14 protein-coding genes and 3 pseudogenes are annotated in these 19,674 nt (G+C 71.6%); 14 read left to right on the forward strand and 3 right to left on the reverse strand.

The window, feature by feature from the left end:
* Positions 1-101 precede the first annotated feature (101 nt).
* The 12 genes and pseudogenes from ubiE (at position 102) to ACN28I_RS30245 (ending at position 15,846) form a co-directional block, all read left to right on the forward strand.
* A complete protein-coding gene (gene ubiE / locus ACN28I_RS30190) occupies positions 102-842 on the forward strand; it encodes a bifunctional demethylmenaquinone methyltransferase/2-methoxy-6-polyprenyl-1,4-benzoquinol methylase UbiE (protein ID WP_420945376.1) in 741 nt (246 codons plus the stop codon).
* Positions 843-1,038: 196 nt separating this feature from the next.
* Positions 1,039-2,229, forward strand: coding sequence for an ABC transporter substrate-binding protein (locus tag ACN28I_RS30195; protein WP_420945377.1), 1,191 nt, complete (start codon positions 1,039-1,041; stop codon positions 2,227-2,229).
* Positions 2,189-4,120 carry an ATP-binding protein gene (locus ACN28I_RS30200; protein WP_420945378.1) on the forward strand — a complete coding sequence of 644 codons (1,932 nt, stop codon included), beginning with the start codon at positions 2,189-2,191 and terminating at the stop codon, positions 4,118-4,120. Before ACN28I_RS30195 ends, ACN28I_RS30200 begins: the two co-directional genes overlap by 41 nt.
* Positions 4,121-4,318: 198 nt before the next feature.
* Complete coding sequence (gene mnmG, locus ACN28I_RS30205) at positions 4,319-6,169, forward strand: tRNA uridine-5-carboxymethylaminomethyl(34) synthesis enzyme MnmG (RefSeq protein WP_420945379.1); 1,851 nt, start codon at positions 4,319-4,321, stop codon at positions 6,167-6,169.
* A 97-nt stretch (positions 6,170-6,266) separates the two neighbouring features.
* Positions 6,267-6,923, forward strand: coding sequence for a 16S rRNA (guanine(527)-N(7))-methyltransferase RsmG (gene rsmG / locus ACN28I_RS30210; RefSeq protein WP_420945380.1), 657 nt, complete (start codon positions 6,267-6,269; stop codon positions 6,921-6,923).
* Between the two features lie 378 nt (positions 6,924-7,301).
* Positions 7,302-8,645, forward strand: coding sequence for a sensor histidine kinase (locus tag ACN28I_RS30215; protein ID WP_420945381.1), 1,344 nt, complete (start codon positions 7,302-7,304; stop codon positions 8,643-8,645).
* 516 nt (positions 8,646-9,161) lie between these two features.
* Entirely contained in the window at positions 9,162-9,341 is a 180-nt protein-coding gene (locus tag ACN28I_RS30220; RefSeq protein WP_420945382.1) for a hypothetical protein, read from the forward strand.
* Between the two features lie 360 nt (positions 9,342-9,701).
* The gene (locus tag ACN28I_RS30225; protein ID WP_420945383.1) at positions 9,702-10,127 is read left to right on the forward strand and encodes a hypothetical protein; all 426 of its coding nucleotides are present in this window, start codon (positions 9,702-9,704) and stop codon (positions 10,125-10,127) included.
* Between the two features lie 2,784 nt (positions 10,128-12,911).
* Entirely contained in the window at positions 12,912-13,703 is a 792-nt protein-coding gene (locus ACN28I_RS30230) for a ParA family protein (RefSeq protein ID WP_420945384.1), read from the forward strand.
* Between the two features lie 208 nt (positions 13,704-13,911).
* Positions 13,912-14,827, forward strand: a pseudogene (locus ACN28I_RS30235) (ParB/RepB/Spo0J family partition protein).
* 3 nt (positions 14,828-14,830) lie between these two features.
* Complete coding sequence (locus tag ACN28I_RS30240) at positions 14,831-15,283, forward strand: bactofilin family protein (protein WP_420945385.1); 453 nt, start codon at positions 14,831-14,833, stop codon at positions 15,281-15,283.
* A complete protein-coding gene (locus tag ACN28I_RS30245) occupies positions 15,283-15,846 on the forward strand; it encodes a hypothetical protein (RefSeq protein ID WP_420945386.1) in 564 nt (187 codons plus the stop codon). Before ACN28I_RS30240 ends, ACN28I_RS30245 begins: the two co-directional genes overlap by 1 nt.
* Positions 15,847-16,518: 672 nt before the next feature.
* Here the strand turns inward: ACN28I_RS30245 and ACN28I_RS30250 are convergent.
* Positions 16,519-17,190: a DUF2231 domain-containing protein gene (locus tag ACN28I_RS30250; protein ID WP_420945387.1), complete on the reverse strand. Its 672-nt coding sequence runs from the start codon at positions 17,188-17,190 to the stop codon at positions 16,519-16,521.
* A gap of 122 nt (positions 17,191-17,312) precedes the next feature.
* Positions 17,313-17,498 carry a hypothetical protein gene (locus tag ACN28I_RS30255; RefSeq protein ID WP_420945388.1) on the reverse strand — a complete coding sequence of 62 codons (186 nt, stop codon included), beginning with the start codon at positions 17,496-17,498 and terminating at the stop codon, positions 17,313-17,315.
* 188 nt (positions 17,499-17,686) lie between these two features.
* Here ACN28I_RS30255 and ACN28I_RS30260 point away from each other — a divergent pair.
* Positions 17,687-18,082, forward strand: a pseudogene (locus tag ACN28I_RS30260) (formate/nitrite transporter family protein); the annotation flags it as partial.
* 85 nt (positions 18,083-18,167) lie between these two features.
* A pseudogene (locus ACN28I_RS30265) lies at positions 18,168-18,479 on the forward strand (formate/nitrite transporter family protein); the annotation flags it as partial.
* Positions 18,480-18,686: 207 nt separating this feature from the next.
* Here the strand turns inward: ACN28I_RS30265 and ACN28I_RS30270 are convergent.
* The gene (locus ACN28I_RS30270) at positions 18,687-19,469 is read right to left on the reverse strand and encodes a GntR family transcriptional regulator (RefSeq protein ID WP_420945389.1); all 783 of its coding nucleotides are present in this window, start codon (positions 19,467-19,469) and stop codon (positions 18,687-18,689) included.
* Between the last annotated feature and the right edge of the window lie 205 nt (positions 19,470-19,674).

Consider the following 19,674-nt stretch of genomic DNA (forward strand, 5'->3'; position numbering starts at 1 on the left):
GCTCCGGGACGACCTGGTCGAATTCGTGGGATTAGCGCCGCACCCTCGGCCCCACCGCCGTGTGCGGCCTTCCGGCGGGGTGGGTGCTATAGCCGCCCCCCATGAGCACCGCTCCCCAGTCCTCCGTCACGCCCTCCTCCGGGTCCTCCGCGCCTCAAGGCGGCTCGGGCGCCATGTTCGACATGATCGCCCCGCGCTATGACCTGCTCAACCGCCTGATGTCCTTCGGCGTCGACCAGCGCTGGCGCAACAAGACGGTGGATGCCCTCGAGCTCGAGTCCGGCTCCCGCGTGCTCGACCTGGCCACCGGCACCGCGGACCTCGCGCTCAAGGTGCTCCAGCGCCACCCGGACACGACGGTGGTGGGCGTGGACCCCTCCGAGGGCATGCTCGAGGTGGGCCGGCGCAAGGTGGCCGCCAAGGGGCTCACCCGCGTGTGCGAGCTGAAGGTGGGCGATGCCCAGGCGCTCCCCTTCGAGGACAGGAGCTTCGACGGCCTGTGCATGGCCTTCGGCATCCGCAACGTGCCGGACCGCGCCCTCGCCCTGCGCGAGATGGCCCGCGTGGTGCGGCCCGATGGGCGCATCGCCATCCTCGAGCTGTCCGAGCCTCGCAAGGGGCTGCTCGGGCCCATGGCCCGCTTCCAGATTCGCACCGTGGTGCCCTTCATGGGCCGGCTGCTGTCCGGCGCCGGCGAGTACCGCTACCTGCAGCAGTCCATCGCCTCCTTCCCCGAGCCCGAGGTGTTCGCCGACCTCATGCGCGAGTCCGGTCTCGAGGTGCTGCGCGTCACGCCGCTCACCTTCGGCGTGTGCTGTCTGTACGTGGCCCGGCCTCGCTGAGCCCCGCTGTCCCGGCGGCCGTCTCTCGGGCCTGAAGCCGCCCTCCCGCGCTCCGTTGGCGCGAGGTCCTCCCGGGGTCCACTCGCGGCCCTGGAGCGTGGACCTGTCGACGGAACGGGCGCCGGTGTGCTGCGGGGTGGGGTCCCGGGCGGTAGCGTCCCCTCCCGGTACCACGCTCGATGGGGGGAGCTGGCCCATGCCCGTGCTCTGGCGGTGCGTCGTCCTCATGCTCGCGTTGTTGCCGCTGGCCGCGGACGCGGCGGCCCCGGTCTTCCCGGAGCCCAGGCCCATGCGGGTGGCCTTCCTCGATGCCCTGGAGCCGGCCAATCCCTGGCGGCGCAACCTCCTGGCGTGCATGCGGGCCGCCGCGCGGGACCTGGACATCGACTTCACCCACCACCCCGTCGGCCACTGGCCGGGGAACATCCTCGAGCGGGCGCGCCAGGTGCTGCGCGGGCCGGACAAGCCCGACTACCTCCTCTTCTCGATGCATCGGGGCATCGGCACCCGCCTGCTCGAGCTCGCCCAGGAGCACCGCGTCCCCGTCTTCGTCATCAACTCCGGCCTGCTGCCCGGGGACGTGGCCCGCCTGGGGGGACCTCGCGGGCACTTCCCCCTCTGGCTCGGCCAGATGTTGCCGGACGACGCGCAGGCCGGCGGGGTGCTCGCCCGGCTCCTCCTGGAGGCCGCCACCCGGGAGCGGGCCCCCGGTTCCCCCGTGGCGCTCGTCGCGCTCGAGGGCCGGCTGGGGGATGCCTCCGCGCTGGGGCGCACCGCCGGGCTGCACGAGGCCGTGGCCGGGTGGGACGGCGCCACGCTCCTGCAGGGCGTTTCCGCCTCCTGGGACTCGGAGGTGGCCCTGCGCAAGACGCGCCTGCTGCTGCGCCGCTACCCGGAGCTCCACGTCATCTGGTCCGCCAACGACTCCATGGCGGAGGGCGCCCTGCTCGCCCTGGAGGACGCGGGCCGCCGCCCCGGCGTGGACGTCCTGGTGGGGGGCATCGACTGGACGCCCCGGGCCCTCCAGTCCGTGCGCGAGGGCCGCCTGGTGACGACGCTCGGCGGCCACTTCCTCGAGGGCGCGTGGGCCCTGGTGCTGCTCTCCGACTACCACCGGGGCCGCGACTTCGCTTCCGAGGGGCTCGACTGGCGCACGTCCCTGGCTCCCGTCTCGCGCGCCAACGTGGACGCCGTCCTCCAGTGGCTCGGCGAGGGCGACTTCGAGGCCCTCGACTTCCGCGCCTTCTCCAAGGTGGCCAACCCGGCGCTGACGCACTACGACTTCTCCCTCCGGGCCCTCTTCGCACAGCGGCGGCTCCGCTTCCCGGGCACCCTCCTGGAGCAGTATGGACACGCGCGCCCCCTCCCCCCCGAGCGCCAGCCCTGAGGGCAACCGGCTCGGCCGCCGGCTGCTCCTGGCCATCGTCCTCTTCAGCGTCGCCGCCAGCCTCGTGGGCACCACCGTGCAGCTCGCCGCCGACTACCGGGGCGAGGTCCGCGCCCTGGAGGAGCGGCTGGAGCAGATCCGCTCCAGCTCCGCGCGGAGCGTCGCGCAGAGCCTCTGGTCCCTCGACGAGGAGCCGCTGCGCCTCCAGCTCGAGGGGATGACGACGTTGCCGGGCATCGTCCGGGCCAAGGTGGACAGCGCGCTGGGCACCCACTACGTGGCCGGCGCCGCGCCTGCCGCGGACGAGGTGCGGGTGCGCTCCATCCCGCTGCACCACGGGCAGCTCCTCCTGGGCACGCTCCGGGTGAGCGCCACGCTGGAGGACATCCACGCGCGGCTGTGGGACCGGGTGCTCGTCATCCTCGCCACCCAGGCGGCGCAGACGTTCCTCATCGCCCTCTTCGTCCTCTTCGTCGTGCAGCGCCTGGTGACGCAGCACCTGGCCACCATGGCGGCCTATACGCGCGGGTTGGACCCCTCGCACCTGGACACGCCCTTGGTGTTGCAGCGCGGGCACGCCGTCCGGGACGAGCTCGACGAGGTGTCCTCGGCCATCAACGAGATGCGCGAGTCGCTGCGCCAGGAGCTGGGCGAGCGCCAGCGCTCCGAGGCCGCCAACGCCTTCCTGGCCGAGGCCGGCGAGGTCCTCCTCGGCTCGCTCGAGCTGGAGGAGATGCTGCCGCGCGTGGCCGCCCTGTGCGTGGGGCCGCTCTCCGACTGGTGCATCATCGACCTGGCGGAGGACGGGGAGGTGCGCCGGGTGGGCGGCGCGCACGTGGACGCGGCGATGCGGCCCGTGCTCGAGGAGCTGCGGCTCCGCTACCCCCCGGGCCCCGGCTCGGCGTCCCCGTCGGCCCAGGTGCTGCGCGGGGGCGGGCCGGTGCTCGAGCCCCGCCTCACCGGGGACAGGCTGCGCGCGTTGAGCGTGGACGACGAGCACGTGCGGCTCATCCGGACGCTCGGCATCCAGAGCCTGCTGGCGGTGCCGCTGGTGGCCCGCGGGCACACGCTGGGCGCCATCACGTTCGTCTCGGCCACGCCGGAGCGCTTCGGGCCCGCCGAGCTCGCCCTGGCCCGGGAGCTGGCGCGCCGCGTCGCCATCGCCATCGACAACGCGCGGCTGTTCCGGCACGCCGAGCAGGCCATCCGCCTGCGGGAAGTCTTCCTCTCCGTGGCCGCGCACGAGCTGCGCACGCCCCTGCTGCCGCTGCAGTTGCGCCTGCAGAGCCTGCTGCGCCGCGGCCGGAGCGGTGCCTCCGTGGACCCGGCCCGGCTGCTGGGCGAGGTGGCCACCGCCGAGCGGCAGACGCGGCTGCTGGGCCGGTTGGTGGACCAGTTGCTGGACGTGTCCAACCTGAGCGCGGGCCACCCGTTGGAGCTGCGCCGCCAGCAGGTGGAGCTGGGCGGGCTGGTGACGCGGGTGCTCGAGGAGATGCGGCCGCAGGTGGAGGACAGTGGCTCCGAGGTGCGGCTGGAGCTGCGGACGCCCGCCGAGGGCTGGTGGGACGCGCGCCGGTTGGAGCAGGTGGTGGCGGGCCTGCTGCACAACGCGCTGAAGTTCGGCCAGGGCCGCCCCGTCGACGTGCGCGTGACGCCGCGGGACGGCACGGTGGTGCTGGAGGTGAGAGACCACGGCATCGGCATGACGGAGGACGAGCGGCGGCGCATCTTCGAGCGCTTCGGCCGAGGGGTGCCGGTGCGGCACTACGGGGGGCTCGGACTCGGGCTGTACCTGGTGCAGCGGTTGGTGGCGGCCCACGGCGGGCGCATCTCCCTGGAGAGCCGGCCGGGCGAGGGCTCCACGTTCACGGTGGAGCTGCCGGTGGAGTGAGGAGACCTTCCGGGCGCGCGCGTCTCCAACTGGTCCAACAATCGGACCAGTTGCTCGACGCCGGGTCCGGAGGGGTCTCCGTCCCGGACGCGGGCACCGCGCTGAGCCCTCCCCGGCTCGCCCGCTCCCTCCCGGCTTGCCTTCCCGGGGGCTCCGCGTGAGAAGTGAGGCTCCACCTTCTCCCCTCCCCTGCCCGACATGAAGCCTCGGTATGACGTCATCGTGGTGGGCCTCGGCCATGCGGGCTGCGAGGCCGCCCTGGCCTGCGCGCGCATGGGTCTGTCCACCCTCGGCCTCACCCTCAAGCGCGAGCGCGCCGCCGTCATGAGCTGCAACCCCGCCGTGGGGGGCACCTCCAAGGGCCATCTGGTGCGCGAGCTGGATGCGCTCGGCGGCGAGATGGGCCGCGCGGCGGACCTCGCGGGCACGCACTTCAAGACGCTCAATGCCTCGAAGGGCCCGGCCGTGCAGGCCACCCGCGTGCTGTGCGACCGGGAGGCCTACGCGCGCACCATGCAGTCCGTCCTCCGGGCCCAGCCGAACCTCACCGTGCACGAGGCCGAGGTCTCCTCCGTGGTGGCCGAGGGCGGACGCGTCGCGGGCGTGGTGCTCGGCGACGGCACGCACGTGGCGGCGAGCGCGGTACTGCTCACCACCGGCACCTTCCTCCAGGCCCTCATGCACGTGGGCGAGAAGAAGGAGGTGGGCGGGCGGCTCGGTGACGAGGCGGCGAAGGGACTGTCGGACTCGCTGCGCTCGCTCGGCTTCTCGCTGGGGCGCTTCAAGACGGGCACGCCCGCGCGCCTGGTGCGCGACAGCATCGACTGGGCCTCCATCGAGCCGCAGCCCGGAGACTTCCCGCCTCGCCCGCTGTCCCTGCGCACGCGGTGGGGGCTCGGGGAGGGGCCGTTTCCCAACCAGCCCTCGGTGACGTGCGCGCTCACGTACACCACGGCCGAGACGCACCGGATTCTGCGCGACAACCTCCACCGCTCGCCGCTCTTCCAGGGGGAGATTGTCGGCCGGGGCCCGCGCTACTGCCCGTCGCTGGAGGACAAGGTGGTGCGCTTCTCGGCGCGCGAGCGGCACCTGGTGTTCCTCGAGCCCGAGGGCCCCGCGTCCCCGCTGGTGTACCCGGCGGGCCTGTCCACGAGCATGCCGGCGGAGGTGCAGCTCGAGTTCCTGCGCACGTTGCCGGGCCTCGGGAAGGTGGAGGTGGCGCGCTTCGGCTACGCGGTGGAGTACGACTACGCGCCGCCCACGCAGCTCAAGGAGACGCTGGAGACGAAGCAGGTGGAGGGCCTGTACTTCGCGGGGCAGCTCAACGGGACGAGCGGCTACGAGGAGGCGGCCTTCCAGGGGCTGTACGCGGGAATCCAGGCGGGGCTGAAGGTGAAGGGCGAGCCGGCGCTGGTGCTCGGCCGGGACGAGGCGCACGGGGCGGTGCTGGTGGACGAGCTGGTGACGAAGGGGGTGGACGAGCCCTTCCGCATGTTCACGAGCCGCTCGGAGCACCGGCTGAAGCTGCGCGAGGGGAACGCGGACCTGCGGCTGGCGAGGCACGGGGCGCGGGTGGGGCTGGTGCCGCGCGAGGTGCTGGAGCGGGTGGAGGAGAAGCGGCGCTCGGTGGGAGACGAGGTGGCGCGGCTGAAGCGGACGGGGCTGGCGGCGCGGCTCAAGCGGCCCGAGGTGACGTACGCGGCGCTGGCGGCGGAGAAGCCGGAGGGCTGGCCGGAGTTGAGCGCCGAGGTGGTGGAGGAGGTGGAGGTGGAGGTGAAGTACGAGGGCTACATCGTGATGGCGGAGCGGGCGGCGGCGCGGGAGGCGGAGGCGTGGGACGGGTGGAGGATTCCGGGGGACTTCGCGTACGCGGGGGTGAGGGGGCTGTCGGCGGAGGCGGTGGAGAAGCTGGAGAAGGTGAGGCCGGCGACGGTGGGGCAGGCGAGGCGGATTCCGGGGCTGACGCCGGCGGCGTTCTCGCTGGTGCTGGTGGCGCTCAAGCGGAGCCGGTTGGGGAGCGATTCAGGCCCGGGCGGCTGCGGGTTCTGATCGCACAGGGGGGTGTGGACAAGGTGTGGAGAAGTTTTGGGCACCGAAAGGTGCGAGACATTTCAAGGACTTGGGAACCAAGTCGGGAGGGGTGGCTGTGGATAACGCGCGCTTCGGCGATCTGATTGGGCAGGGGTGCAGGGCGTTGGGGGTGACGGTGGGGGAGGACGTCCCGCCGCGGCTGAACCGGCTGATGGGCGAGCTGTTGAAGTGGAACGCGAAGGTGAACCTGACGGCGATCACGGCGGAGGAGGAGGTGGTGGAGAAACACTTCCTGGACTCGCTGGCGGTGCTGCCGGAGGTGGAGGGGGCGGGGAGCGTGCTGGACGTGGGAGCGGGGGCGGGCTTCCCGGGGTTGCCGCTGAAGATGGCGAGGCCGTCCTTGTCGGTGACGATGGTGGACGCGGTGGGGAAGAAGGTGGGGTACCTGAAGGCGGTGGTGGCGGTGGCGGGGCTGGGGCTGACGGGGACGAAGGCGGTGCACACGCGGGCCGAGGGCAAGCCGGAGGCGGAGGGGCTGCCGCGAGCGGACCGGGTGATCGCGAGGGCGTTCATGGACCTGCCGGACTGGCTGGACCTGGCACCCGCGTACCTGGCGGAGGGCGGGCACGTGGTGGCGATGCTGGGCAAGGCGCTGAGCGAGGACGAGCTGAAGGCGCAGGCGGAGAAGCGGGGCCTGAAGCTGGTGTCGGCGAGGTCCTACCGGCTGCCGTTCTCGGGAGCCGAGCGACAGGTGGCCGCGTTCGCGAAGTGAAGGAGTAGAGGAGGGGAGGAGGCGGAAAGGAGGGGATGAGGACCCCGGACTGCCCTCCGCGAATCCACCCCCCGCCGCGCATCCACCCCTCTCCCCTCGGGAGAGGGACGGGGTGAGGGTGCCGAGGTCCCCGGGTTGAACCCGAGCGGGGCCGGTACCGCGTGTCCTGCACCGCACGGAAGGGAGGCCCGGAGGGGCCCGCGTGGTCCCCGTGCCCTAAGCTTTTGAACGCACCGATGGGAGTGGCCGGTGGGGTGAAGCCGGGGCCGGGCCAGTCCGGGAGTCGTCGGGAGCGTTCACAGGGGGGAACGCGACATGAGCACAGTGCCCGCGAAGGAGGCTGTGGTCCGTCCCGAAGGGGACGGGAGCGGCGATTCCATGAACCGGGGCCTCGCGCTCTGGTCAGGCGCGACGGTGGTGTGCGCGCAGGTGCTGCTGGTGGCGCATGCCTGGGGCAGATGGACGGTGGTGGGGGCGCTGTGCGCGCTCTTCGCCGTGCGGGCCGGGCTCAACATGAGCCTCTACTGGAGGGCCAAACGGACGAGCCCCCTGCGTGGGGTGCAGCTGTGGCTGCTGCTGATCGGCAACCTGACGATCAGCACGCTGGAGTCGCAGCTCCTGAGGTGGAACCTGGTGGCGTGGCTCACGATGGTGCTCCAGGCGGTGTCCCTGAACGGGGCGCCGTCGAGGGAGGGGCTCACGCAGCGGCGGGTGGGGCTGGGCCTGTACGTGGCGGTGTCGGCGGGGCTGGGGCTGCGCGAGGGAGTCGAGCCCGGGACGGTGGGCCTGTTCTGCCTGGCGGCGGTGGGCTTCTACGGCCTGGGCGAGGCCCGCTGCCGGATGCTCATCGAGGCGCTGGAAGCGTCGAGGGAGAGCCACCGTCAGTTGCAGCGGATGCAGCGACGGCTGGTGGAGCACGAGAAGCTGTCGAGCCTGGGGATGCTGGCGGCGGGGGTGGCGCACGAAATCAACAACCCGATGGCGTTCGTGACGAGCAACGTGCGGTTGCTGAGCCGGGACCTGGCGGCGCAGCGGCAGCTCCCGGAGGAGCTGCGCGAGTACGTGGACGACGTGCTGCCGGCGACGCTGGACGGAATCCGGAGGGTGAACGCCATCGTGGCGGACCTGAGACGCTTCGCGCGGAACGACCCCGAGCAGCCGGTGGAGTTCGACCTGAACGCGGAGGTGTCCTCGGCGCTGAGGCTCTCGCAGGGAGAGCGGAGGAGCCGGTGCAAGGTGGAGCTGGAGCTGGGGGCGCTGCCGCCGATCGTGGGCCAGCCGAGACAGATGGGGCAGGTGGTGTTGAACCTGCTGGTGAACGCGGTGCAGGCGGTGCCGGCGCAGGGGGGCGTGGTGAAGGTGAGGACGCGAGCGGAGGGGGAGGAGGTGGTGGTGGAGGTGAGGGACAACGGGGTGGGGATGTCGAAGGAGGTGGTGGGGCGGTTGTTCCAGCCGTTCTTCACGACGAAGCCGGTGGGGGAGGGGACGGGGCTGGGGCTGGCGGTGGCCTACGGCATCATCACGGGGCATGGAGGCCGCATCGAGGTGGAGTCGGAGCCGGGGAGGGGCTCGTGCTTCACGGTGAGGCTGCCGGTGTCGCGAGACGAGCCCGCACCACCCCCGGCGAACCCCGGAGATCCACCGGGCGGGTACGGCGTCAACACCGAGGGTCCGGGTATTGCACTCCGCACCGGCACACCCCTGGAAAAGGATGTCTCATGAGCCGCGCTTCACGTTCCACCGCCACCCGACTGCTGTTCCTCCTGACGAGCGCGCCGCTGTGGGGAGGGTGCGCGTCGCTGGGGACGCTGGAGACGGCGGACACGGTGCAGCGAGGCAAGACGCGGCTGAACGCGCAGGCGTGGGTGCAGGGGGTGGATGACGGGAAGAAGCCCGGAGTGCTGCCGCAGTTCGCGGTGTCGGGGCGGGCGGGAGTGGCGGAGGGGGTGGACATTGGAGGGAGGCTGTCGCCCCAGGGGGTGGAGGGCTCGTTGAAGGTGCAGCTCGCGGGGAGGGAGGAGGGCTCGTGGTTCGTGATGTCGGTGGCGCCCACGGTGGGGGCGGTGCTCTTCTCGCACGCGTGGGAGGAGGTGGAGTGGAAGTCGAAGACGCAGCTCTACGCGGCGCTGCCGCTGCTGTTCGCGAGCCGGAATCCCGAGGACGGCTCCCAGCTCGTGTTCGGTCTGCGTCCGACGTGGATGCGGTTCGACGAGCTTCATCGAGCCCGGGGTCCGCAACATGGTGGGGCTGGGCGCGTCGGTGGGCTACGCCTTCCGGGTGAACCCGGGCCTGCGGGTGATGCCGGAGGTGGCCGCGCTGCTGCCCGTCTACGAGCGGGTGGGTGGCTCCTGGACGCAGATGCGCGAGGCGCCGAATCTGCAGTTCGGCGTGGCCTTCCTGATGGACCCGGTGCGCTGAGCGAGGCGCGGGAGCGGGGCGAGGGCGAAGGAGCCCGGCCCCGCGGCGTGTCGCCGCGGCTGCACGGTGTGCAGCGCGGTGCATGCGAGCCGGCGCGGGTCCGCACCGCGGTGCGAGGGCGAGCCCTGGCAGGAGCCGTGCACCGCGCGGACGCATGCACTCGAATCCCTCGAGACTCTTGTTGGTGCTGAGCGTCCCGCTGTGGTCGGGGTGCGCGGCGATGGGCACGTTGCAGACGGCGGACACGGTGGGCGCGGGGAAGACGCGCTGAAGTGCCCAGGTGTTGGCGCAGCGGGTGACGGAGCCGGGTGGAGATAGGGGGTCGCGCCTCCACCTTCGGACTGGAGGCTCTCGGGGAAGGTGGAGCTGGTGGACTCCGAGGACTCGCCATGGGTGGTGGCGCTGGCGCCGGTGGCGGGGGTGCGGCAGCTGGCGATGCGGTTCGACGGTGCCATGGCCTACAGCGAGCAGCGCTACGCCGCGTTGCCGGTGCTGGTGGGGTGGGAGACGGCGGGAGGCTCGCAGTGGGTGCTGGGGCTGAGACCCACGTGGCTCCGCCTTCCACGGGAACAGTCCCTGTCCCTGCCGGCCGAGAACGCCTTCGCGCTGGGAGGCTCATTGGGCTACGCGTTCCGGGTGGGTCCGCGCGTGCGCCTCATGCCGGAGGTGGCGGCGATGCTGCCCGTGGGCCCGCTGCCCGGGGCGACCGAGCTGCGCAGGGAGGGAGCGAGACCCCACGTGCAGTTCGGCCTGGCCTTCATGCTGGACGGCGGCGGGGACGAGTGAGTCCGGCGCGGGGGGCGAGCCCCGGGCCGAGGGCCGGAGGCGTCCCGGCCGGAGGCGCCGCCCGGAACCGTGTTCCACGTGGAACGTTGCCAGCGGGGAGCTGACCCTGGCCGGGTTCTCCTGGTGCGCGCTCGGACCGGACGAAGCGCCGCCCCTTTTCCCGCGTGGCGCACCCACGCGCCGGAAAAGGACCGGACGATGAAGAGGAAGAACCCGTTGCAGGAGGGGACGAAGCAGAAGGCGCCCCCCAGGGCGAGCCAGCAGGAGCGCCCGAGGACTGGAACCCAGGGCCGTTCGAGGGAGAGGCGCGGAGAGCGAGTCCGAGCACGCCTCCGGGTTCGCGGCGCGGAGCGGCCGGTGGTGTTTCCTGGGGAGTGCTGCGCCTGCTCCTCGTTCTGGCTTCCCTGGGCTCGAGTCCGTGCGTCTTCCGGCTGCGCATGCACCTCCGGCTTGAAGGCGGGCACGCAGCGGGCGCACCTGAAGCCGGAGCGGTAGCGGAGTCTGCCCTTCCGAGACTGGGACGGAATGGGGCGGGAGGCGAGGTGGGGGCGGCGGACTGCCAGGGTTGCGGCAGTCCCCGGCGGTCCTGAAGCTGCCGGGAGCGGTACGGCTTGGAGCGGGAGCGCTGACGGGGTGGTTGGAGACCGTGGGGATGTTCCACGTGGAACGTCCCGGCGGTACTGCCCACTCGCGGCGCGCGGCGGGACGGGGAACTCGGGCAGCCGGAGCCACCCTCGAGCACGCACCGGAGTGGGCGTGCGCCGCCTGGCGCGTGAATCCCTCTCGTCCGTGGACCCGCCCGGAACGGGGGTCCTGACCATCCGGACCGCCACGCCGGAGTCGTGGAGCGGGGGACCCCTGCCAGCAGGAGCCTGGTCTCTATGGCGCAGGCCCGCCCCCTCTGACGCCGCACCCCCTCCTGAAGAGGGACCTCTGACAACGGAGAGGTTCCACGTGGAACACCGGCTCCCGGGGGAGGGGAGTGGATCGGGGTGCTCCGGGTGGGGGCCCGGGCCCCGGGAGGGGCACGGGGTGAAGAACTCCTGGCGGAGAGGTTCCACGTGGAACAGCGGACCTGCATCAGGAGGAAAAGGCGGGGGCCCTGGCCGGGACACCCGATGGGGAAGGGAGGCGCTCAGGCCGAGGGGCTGTTCCACGTGGAACGTGCAGGTCCTGCGGCATGGGCTGGAGGCCCCGGAGGCCGCTGCCTGTCCGGCACCTGGAGGGAATCCGGTGAGACCTTTCTGGCCGGGAGGTGTTCCACGTGGAACACGCTGTGCCGGGGTCCGGCATGGGGAGATGCCTGGCTGGTGCTGGGATTCTCTCAAGGGAGTTCCACGTGGAACGGTGGACCCGGATCGGGCTGGATGGAGAAGGGGGAGCCGGACCGGAACCGGGAGCTGGATGAGAGGCTTTCTGGCCGGGCGTGTTCCACGTGGAACGTCGGACCCCATCCAGGCTCAGGAGGGCGAGGCTGTTCAGGGCGCGGGTGCTCCAGGTGGATGAGAGGCTTTCTGGCCGTGGCTTGTTCCACGTGGAACATCGACTGAAGACCGAGCTGTGCGCCTCCACCGGGATGTGGAGGCACTTGCTTTGAGCGCACTCTGGCCGTGGCCTGTTCCACGTGGAACATCGGGACCGAGGACCGACCGGTGCGGCTCCACCGGGATGCGGAGGCACTCGCTTTGGGCGCTTTCTGGCAGTGGCGTGTTCCGCGTGGAACGTGTCTGGTTTGGGCGAAGCCATCCCCCTCGCGTTGACGCGCTCCCGTTCTTCCGGCTGCGCATGGGGTGCGGCGTTCACGGAGCGCTTTGAGCGCCTTCCGGCCGTGGCGCGTTCCACGTGGAACATCGGACCCGATACAGGCGCAGAAGGGCGGGGCAGTTCCAGGTGCCGCCCCCCAACGGCTGGATGAGAGGCTTTCTGGCCGTGACGTGTTCCACGTGGAACGTCAGGGCTGTGGTTCGAGCTGTTCGCTCCACCGGGATGCGGAGGCACCCGCTTTGAGTGCGTTCTGGCCGTGGCGTGTTCCACGTGGAACGTGTCTGGTTTGGGCGCAGCAGTCCCCCCGTTGAAGCGCTCCCGTTCTTCCGGCGGCGCATGGGGTGCGGCCTCCTCGGAGCGCTTTGAGTGCCTTCTGGCCGTGGCGTGTTCCACGTGGAACCGTGGACCTGGGGCAGGCTCAAGGGCCGGTGTCCCGGTCCGGTTTCCGGCTGCTGCGGAGTTGCTTTCTGTCCGGGCTCCTCCAGCGTGAAAGCCGAAGGCGGCGCCTCGACGTGCGGCTCCGGCGGGATGGGGCGAGGGGCGCTGTCTGGCTTTTCCGGGGGGGGGTCCAGGTGGAACGCGTCCGGGGGACCGGAGGCCGTTGGCGGTTCCGCGGCGTGGGGTGGAGGGGGCCGGGCTCGGGTCCGCCGCTTCGGGGCTCCGGGCGGTGGAGCCACGGTGCACCACCCTCACCCCAGCCCTCTCCCAGGGGGAGAGGGGGCTCCGCGCGGATCCAACCCGGGGTCCTCGATACCCTCACCCCGTCCCTCTCCCGGCGGGAGAGGGGCGTTGGGCGCGGGGGAGAGAGGGGCGCGGGGGGAGAGGGGCGCGGTCTTGGGGGAGGCTCGGTCCGGGATGTACCCCCTGCCCGGCGAGGGTGGATGTCAGGCAGGCGAGCTAGAAGTCTGATCCGGTCGCGGACTGGATCAGCCGACGATTTGATGGATCAATACGGGAGTCGGTACATGCCTCCCCCGCAGAGCCCCCGGGCACTCCCGGGGCGTCGCAAGGATGGGCCACGTGGGTCGAATCATCTGCATCTCCAACCAGAAGGGCGGCGTCGGCAAGACGACCACCGCCATCAACCTCGCCGCGAGCCTCGCCGCCGCTGAGCGCAAGGTGCTCCTCGTCGACATGGACCCTCAGGGCAATGCCGGCAGCGGGCTCGGCCTCAAGCGCGAGAACCTCCAGGGCACCGTCTATGACGCCCTCCTCGGGGGCCGTCCCATGGGCGAGCTCCTCCACCCCACCGAGCTCCGCTTCCTCCAGGTGGTCCCCGCCACCCCGGACCTCACCGGCGCCGAGGTCGAGCTCGTCAACCAGGAGCGTCGCGAGTTCCGCCTCCGCGATGCCCTCCGGCCCCTCGCCGAGCAGTACGACTACATCCTCATCGACTGCCCGCCCTCGCTCGGCCTGCTCACCCTCAACTCGCTGATCGCCGCGGACTCCGTCCTCATCCCGCTGCAGTGCGAGTACTACGCGCTCGAGGGGCTCTCCCAGCTCAACCACACCATCGACCTGGTGCGGCAGGCCTTCAACCCCGGGCTGAAGATGGAGGGCATCCTGCTCACCATGTTCGACTCGCGCGCGAACATCGCCAACCAGGTCGTCGCCGACGTGCGCGACTACTTCAAGGAGCAGGTCTTCACGGCCGTCGTCCCGCGCAACGTGCGCCTGTCCGAGTGCCCGTCCTTCGGCAAGCCCATCCTGCTCTACGACATCAAGTCCAAGGGCTGTGAGAGCTACCTGGCGCTCGGCCGCGAAATCATGCAGCGCGAGCCCAACCCGCCCCCCGCTCGCAAGGTCGCCTAGTCCCCGGGCCGCCTCCCGCCCGCATCCTTATATAGGCGGGCTTCCGGGCGAGCCCTCGCAGTGCTGAATCGGGCTGGAGCGGTGACCCCGCTCTGCCCGGCCCCGCCGGGCTCCCGCGTCCCCCCGGCCGAGGCGATGCCGTCCAGGGACGTGGCCACCCGGGACAGCTCGGGCTGGTAGTGCCGGGACTGCCCGGCGGAGACACGCAGTGCTGAACGGTGACAAGCAGAAGCGGGCGTTGGGCCGTGGCCTCTCCGCCCTCATCCCCCAGGCAGCCCCTCCTCCCTCCGCGGCCGCCGTGGCCGTCGTGGTTCCTCCCGAGCCTCCCGCTCCTCCCAAGGGCAGCGTCCTCAAGCTCCCCATCGAGGCCATCCACCGCGACACCCTCCAGCCCCGCCGCCACTTCGACGAGGAGAAGCTCCGCGAGCTGCACCGAGTCCATCAAGGCCCAGGGCGTCCTCATGCCCGTGCTCGTCCGCAAGGACGGCGACGGCTACAAAATCATCGCCGGGGAGCGCCGCTGGCGCGCCTCGCAGCTCGCCGGCCTCCATGAGATTCCCGCCATCGTGCGCGAGGTGACGGAGGTCGAGGCCTTCGAGCTCGCCCTGGTGGAGAACCTCCAGCGCGCGGACCTCAACCCCATGGAAGAGGCCGAGGGCTATCACCGCCTCGTCGAGGAGTTCGGCCTCACGCAGGAGCTGGTGGCCCAGCGCGTCGGCAAGGAGCGCTCCACGGTGGCCAACGCCCTGCGGCTGCTCGGCCTGCCCCCGGAGGTGAAGGAGATGGTGGCCGTGGGCAACCTGAGCGCCGGCCATGCCCGCGCGCTGCTCGGCGTGCCCCGCATCCCGGAGATGACCGAGCTGGCCCAGCAGGTCGCCGCCCGCAAGCTGAGCGTGCGCGACACCGAGAAGCTCGTTCAGCAGGCCAAGGGCACCAAGGCGAAGGACTCGGGCAAGCCGCAGAAGCAGAGCCCCCAGGTGAAGGCCCTCACGGAGGAGCTCCAGCGCATTCTGGGCACCAAAGTGCGTCTGGTGGAGAAGAGCAGTGGAAAAGGCACCATCGAGGTCGATTACTTCTCGTACGATGACCTCGATCGCATCCTGAAGGTACTCAGGAAGGAGTAGCGCGTGGCGCTCCTCGGGAAAAAAGAAGAGAAGACCAACGTACCGCTTCTAGGCAGACGGGAGGATGAATCGGTGGCAACGCGTCCGGGTGAGGTTCACACGCTGCTCGGCAAGGGCAGCGAGTTCGAGGGGAAGCTCACCTTCGAGGGACAGGTTCGTATCGACGGGAAGTTCAGCGGGCAGATTGTCACCAAGGACGTGCTCGTCATTGGGGACGGGGCCCGTGTCCAGGCGGAGATCTCCGCCGGCACCGTCATCATCAATGGCACCGTGGAGGGCAACGTGCGCGCCGCGCAGCTCATCGAGCTGCACGCCCCCGCGCGCGTGAAGGGCAGCCTGGAGAGCCCCGCGCTCACCATGGACCGGGGTGTCGTCTTCGAGGGCACCACGAAGATGGAGAACCTCAACAAGGGCGGAGGCACGCCGCCGCCGCCCGGTGGCGAGGGCAAGAAGTAGTGCGCCGCGCCGGGCGCCGGCAGGTGCGCGCCGCGTGGGTGGCGCTGTGCTTGCTGGCGGCCGGCTGCGGTGGTTGCAAGCAGCAGCAGGAGGAGGCGCCCGTGACTCCGGAGGCCGAGGCCCCGGAGCAGCGGCCCGTCCCCCAGCGGCGAGTGGGCGTGAAGGTGCCCATGCCGCCGGGGTGGACGGCCCAGGTGGCGCAGGATGGGAGCTTCCAGTTCGGCCCGCCCGGCCGCCCGGTGTTGCGCGTGGACCTGCGCCCCGGCCAGGGCGCCACGCTGCCCTCTCCCGAGGCCCTCGCCCAGACGGTGGCGGAGTCCTTCGCCGGTTTCGAGCACACGCTGGAGCAGCAGGCGGGAGGCGGAGACTTCTCGCTGGTGCGGGTGCAGCTCACCCCGAAGCTGGAGGACGGGGGCATGGGCGCGCGCTACCCGGCGCTCTTCGGGGCCCGGCGCGTGGAGAAGGACCTGTTCCTGTGCGCCACCTTCCCCGGCGTCTCCGCGGACGAGGTGCTCCAGGCCTCCGAGGCGTGCCGGGGCATCGAGTTCCAACCGCCGCGCTGAGCGGCCCTCCACGAAAACATCGGGCGCGGCCACCCGGAGCCCCATGTTCTCCGGGTGCGCGCCCGCTGCTTCCCCCCTCGCACCAGGCAACCGGCCCTTCCCCCCGGACGGCCGGCGCTCTGGTGGATGCGTGAGTCGTGTGGCCCTCGCGCGTGCCACGGCGAGGGGTGGACGGCTGAGTGTCTCGCGGGGGTTTCCCGCTCCGGGCTGACTTCGACAGGTGTGTGTGCCCGCGGACGCTCGCCGCGCGTTTCGTCCCCTCGCGTGTCGGGTGGCCTTCGCTTCCGCCCCCGGAACCTCGGGCACACGGCGTATTCCGCACCGCGCGGGTGACGGCGTTCGGAGTGCACACCTCGCCCGGGTGGAGCGCGGGCGCTCAGCTGTGGGACACCCTCACGTAGACGGCGTGGCGTTCATCGTCGACGACGAGGGTTCCACCATGGGCATCGCTGTCCTGCCCCACGTCGAACCGGGGCAGCCGGGAGGGCACCTGGATGGGAGTCCACGCGCAGGAGTCCTCCGTGCGGACGGAGAGCCTGACGACACCGGGGCGTGCCAGCGCGGAGTCACCGGAGCGCCCGGAGCGGGACGCCTGGGAGGCGCGCGCGGACGGGACAGGTTGCCACCCGGCCCGTTCCGCGCACTGCCAGCGTGTCGAAGGCCCCGGCCTCTTCAGATGAGCGGCCTGGGCGAGGGCGAGAGGGTGGCGTCATCCACCAGCGGCTCGCTCGTCACTGCGGGCACGCGCGTGCCCTCGCCGAAGCCCTTGGCGCCGGAGGCCAGCGGCTCGGCTCCCGAGAGGAGGACGCGCGCACGGCCGAGCAGCCAGCGCATGCCGAGGACGGCATCGCGGATGAGGGCCGTGGGGGCCTCGCGCGAGAGGAGCGGAGGCCCCTTGAGCGTGCCCACCGAGCCCTCCACGGGCATGGGGTTGATGCCCACGCCCAGCTCGTAGACCATCTTGCCGCCGAGGGTGGCGGTGTAGACGGCGGCCATGTTGGCGGCGAGCCCGAGCGCGCACTGGACGGCGGAAGGAGGCCGGGCGAGCCGCCACAGCGTCACGCCCACGGCGCCCAGGGTGATGACGGCATTGCCGAGCCCATGAAGGAACACCATGTCGCGAGCGCGAGGCTCCTCGAGCTTCACCTCCTGGGAGGCGGCCAGTCCGGCGAGTCCCGAGAAGAGGGCGCTGAGGGTTCCGGCGACCCACAACCGCCGGCCCACCTTGGCCCAGGCGCGGTCGCCGGTGGTGACGGCGATGACGTCGGCCACGGTGGCGGTGGGGAGCAGGGCGAGCGGGGTGTGGATGACGGCCGGGTGCAGCTCGTGGAGCAGCATCTTCATGGAGAGGCCTCCTGGGAGTCGGGTGCGGATGGCGATGCGCGGCTGGAGCCAGTCCATGCCCCGGGGCGTGTTGTCGTCGTGGGCGGAGAACCGGGCCGTGGCCGTTCCCGCCCCCGGGGAGTTCAGTTGTGCGGCGGGAAGGCCGCGGGCTCACCGGTGGCGCCGTTGCCATCGGGCTGGGGGCCGGACTTCTTCTCCTCGGGAGTGGAGCGATCCGGGCCCTTGTGGCGGACCTGCTCGTCCTCGCCCGCGCCCTGCCGGGGGACCGCCGTCTCGTCCGGGTTCTTCCGCTCGTTCTTCTTGTCCATGTCCCCACCTCGCCCTGGAAGGAGTTTTCCGGAAGCTGGGCACGCCGGGGCGGGCCGTCACGAGCGGGAGCGATGGCCGGGCCGCCTGCCTGCAGGGCGTGCACGCGGGGGGCCGGGGGTTGTCGGGCAGCACACGCCAGGAGGCGGAGGTGCTCGTCCCGGGAGGAGGCTTCCGGTGGAGTGGGGGGATGAACGATGAGCAGCCGCGGCTGACGGCCCATGAAATCTACGAGCACGTGGTGAAGGCGGGACGCGAGGAGCTCACGCGGCCGGTGGGGCAGCTCGCCTGGTCGGGGGTGGCCGGTGCGCTGCTGATGGGGCTGAGTGGGATGGGGGTGGCGCTGATGCGCTCCTTCCTGGGAGATGGCGAGGGGGCGCGGCTGGCGAGCTTCGCGCTCTACCCGGCGGGCTTCATCGCGGTCATCGTCGGGCGGGCGCAGCTCTTCACGGAGAACACGCTGTTTCCGGTGGTGGTGGTGCTGCGCGAGCCGGCGCGGTGGGCGAGGCTGTTCCTGCTGTGGGCGGTGGTGCTGGCGTGCAACCTGGTGGGCGCGTTCCTCTTCACGCTGCTGGTGAGCCGCACGGGCGCGGTGAAGCACGGGGTGGTGGTGAAGCTGGCGGCGCTCGGGAGGGAGGCGGTGGAGCGGGGCAGCGCGGAGGCTCTTCTGGGGAGCGGTGGTGGGCGGGTGGCTCATCGCGCTGGTGGCGTGGCTGGTGTCGGCGAGCCACAGCACGTTCGGGCAGCTCTCGCTCATCGGGTTCTTCACGTTCATCGTGGGAGCGGGGCACTTCGCGCACTCCATCGCGGGCAGCTCCGAGGTGATGGCGGCGGTGCTCACCGAGGGCCTGCCGGTGAGCCACTTCCTGCGCTGGCTGGCGATGGCGGTGCTCGGCAACGCGGTGGGCGGCGTGGGGTTGGTGAGCCTGCTCAACTACGGGCAGGTGGAGACGAACACCGACCAGCCCCGCCCACCCTCGTGACGGCCCCTGGAGGCTTTCGCTGCTGGGGGCGCGTACAGGCGCCCGCCGGGCGCGAGAGCGAGCAACTGGTCCGATTGTTGGACCAGTTGGTGAAGCACGCGGCCGGAGGCCATCCCGGCTCGAGGGGGGTGACTCGAGTGGGCAGTGAGGGCGCACCGGCGTTCCTTCCGTGAGGTGCCGTCCTGCAGGGGGCCGCGTGCGGTTGGCTCATCGGGGTTCCGGGCCGTGGTGGGGTGGACGTGATTCCGATGCCCGGTCACTGTCGGGGGAGAGGCTGTCGATGCCCTGTCCCCCGGAGGCGGCTCCGAGGCTCCGCAGGACGTGTTCATCGCAGGCGAGCAGCAGCGGTGGGAGGTCGCGCTCGAGCGCTTCCACATCCCGGTCATACAGCCAGCTCAGTGTCTGCTGGGACCAGTGGCGGACCGCCTCGGATGAGAGGAGGGGCCGCACGACTCCGGCCATTCCCCAGAAGGCCCGCTCCAGCGACTGGACGAGCAGGAAGTGCCCGGGACGATCCGCTGCACCCGCTGCCATCCGGAGCAGCGCGAACTCCTGCTTCACCCAGTGCCTGGAACCATCGTCCCAGCGCGCGCCCTCACGAAGCGTGAAGCAGGCATCCGAGAGCCGCTCAAACGCCTTCTCGGACGCGTGCTCGCAGGCAAGCACCAGTAATGCGACGAGCGTCTCCCGCTTGAGCTCGAAGTATCCCTCCAGCAGACGCCGGCTTTCTGGCCGTGCGTGCTTCATGGCATGGAGCACCACACCCAGACTCTCGAGCGTCACAGCGTGCTCGACAGCCACTGCACGTGCCTGGCGCCCCGGGTGCCGCACCACCAGCCCACGCGCGGCCAGACGCAGGAGTGCTTCCCGAATCGTCCCTCGGGCCACGTCGTAGTGTTGGGCCAGCCTTCGTTCTGAAGGAAGACCGCCACTCCTGGGCAGTCTGCCCTGCGAAATCATGCGCTCGAGATCCTCCTCGATGCGCGCCACGAGCTTCGTCGGTAACACGGGGTTCATGTCCGCCTCCCAGCGGGGGGCGTTGCAGCAGGTGGGCCAGACAAGGAGCAGAGTCACCGCCCTACGAGGAACTCTTCGCGTGCGTCGCTCGTACCGGATGCGTGTCCACCTCTGGGACACGGCACCAGGGGAATGGCAGGCCTCCCTCCGGGCGCGAGATGCGCCAACTGGTCCAACA

The sequence above is a fragment of the Archangium gephyra genome (genome assembly GCF_049060025.1).
Classification (GTDB): Bacteria; Myxococcota; Myxococcia; order Myxococcales; family Myxococcaceae; genus Archangium; species Archangium gephyra_A.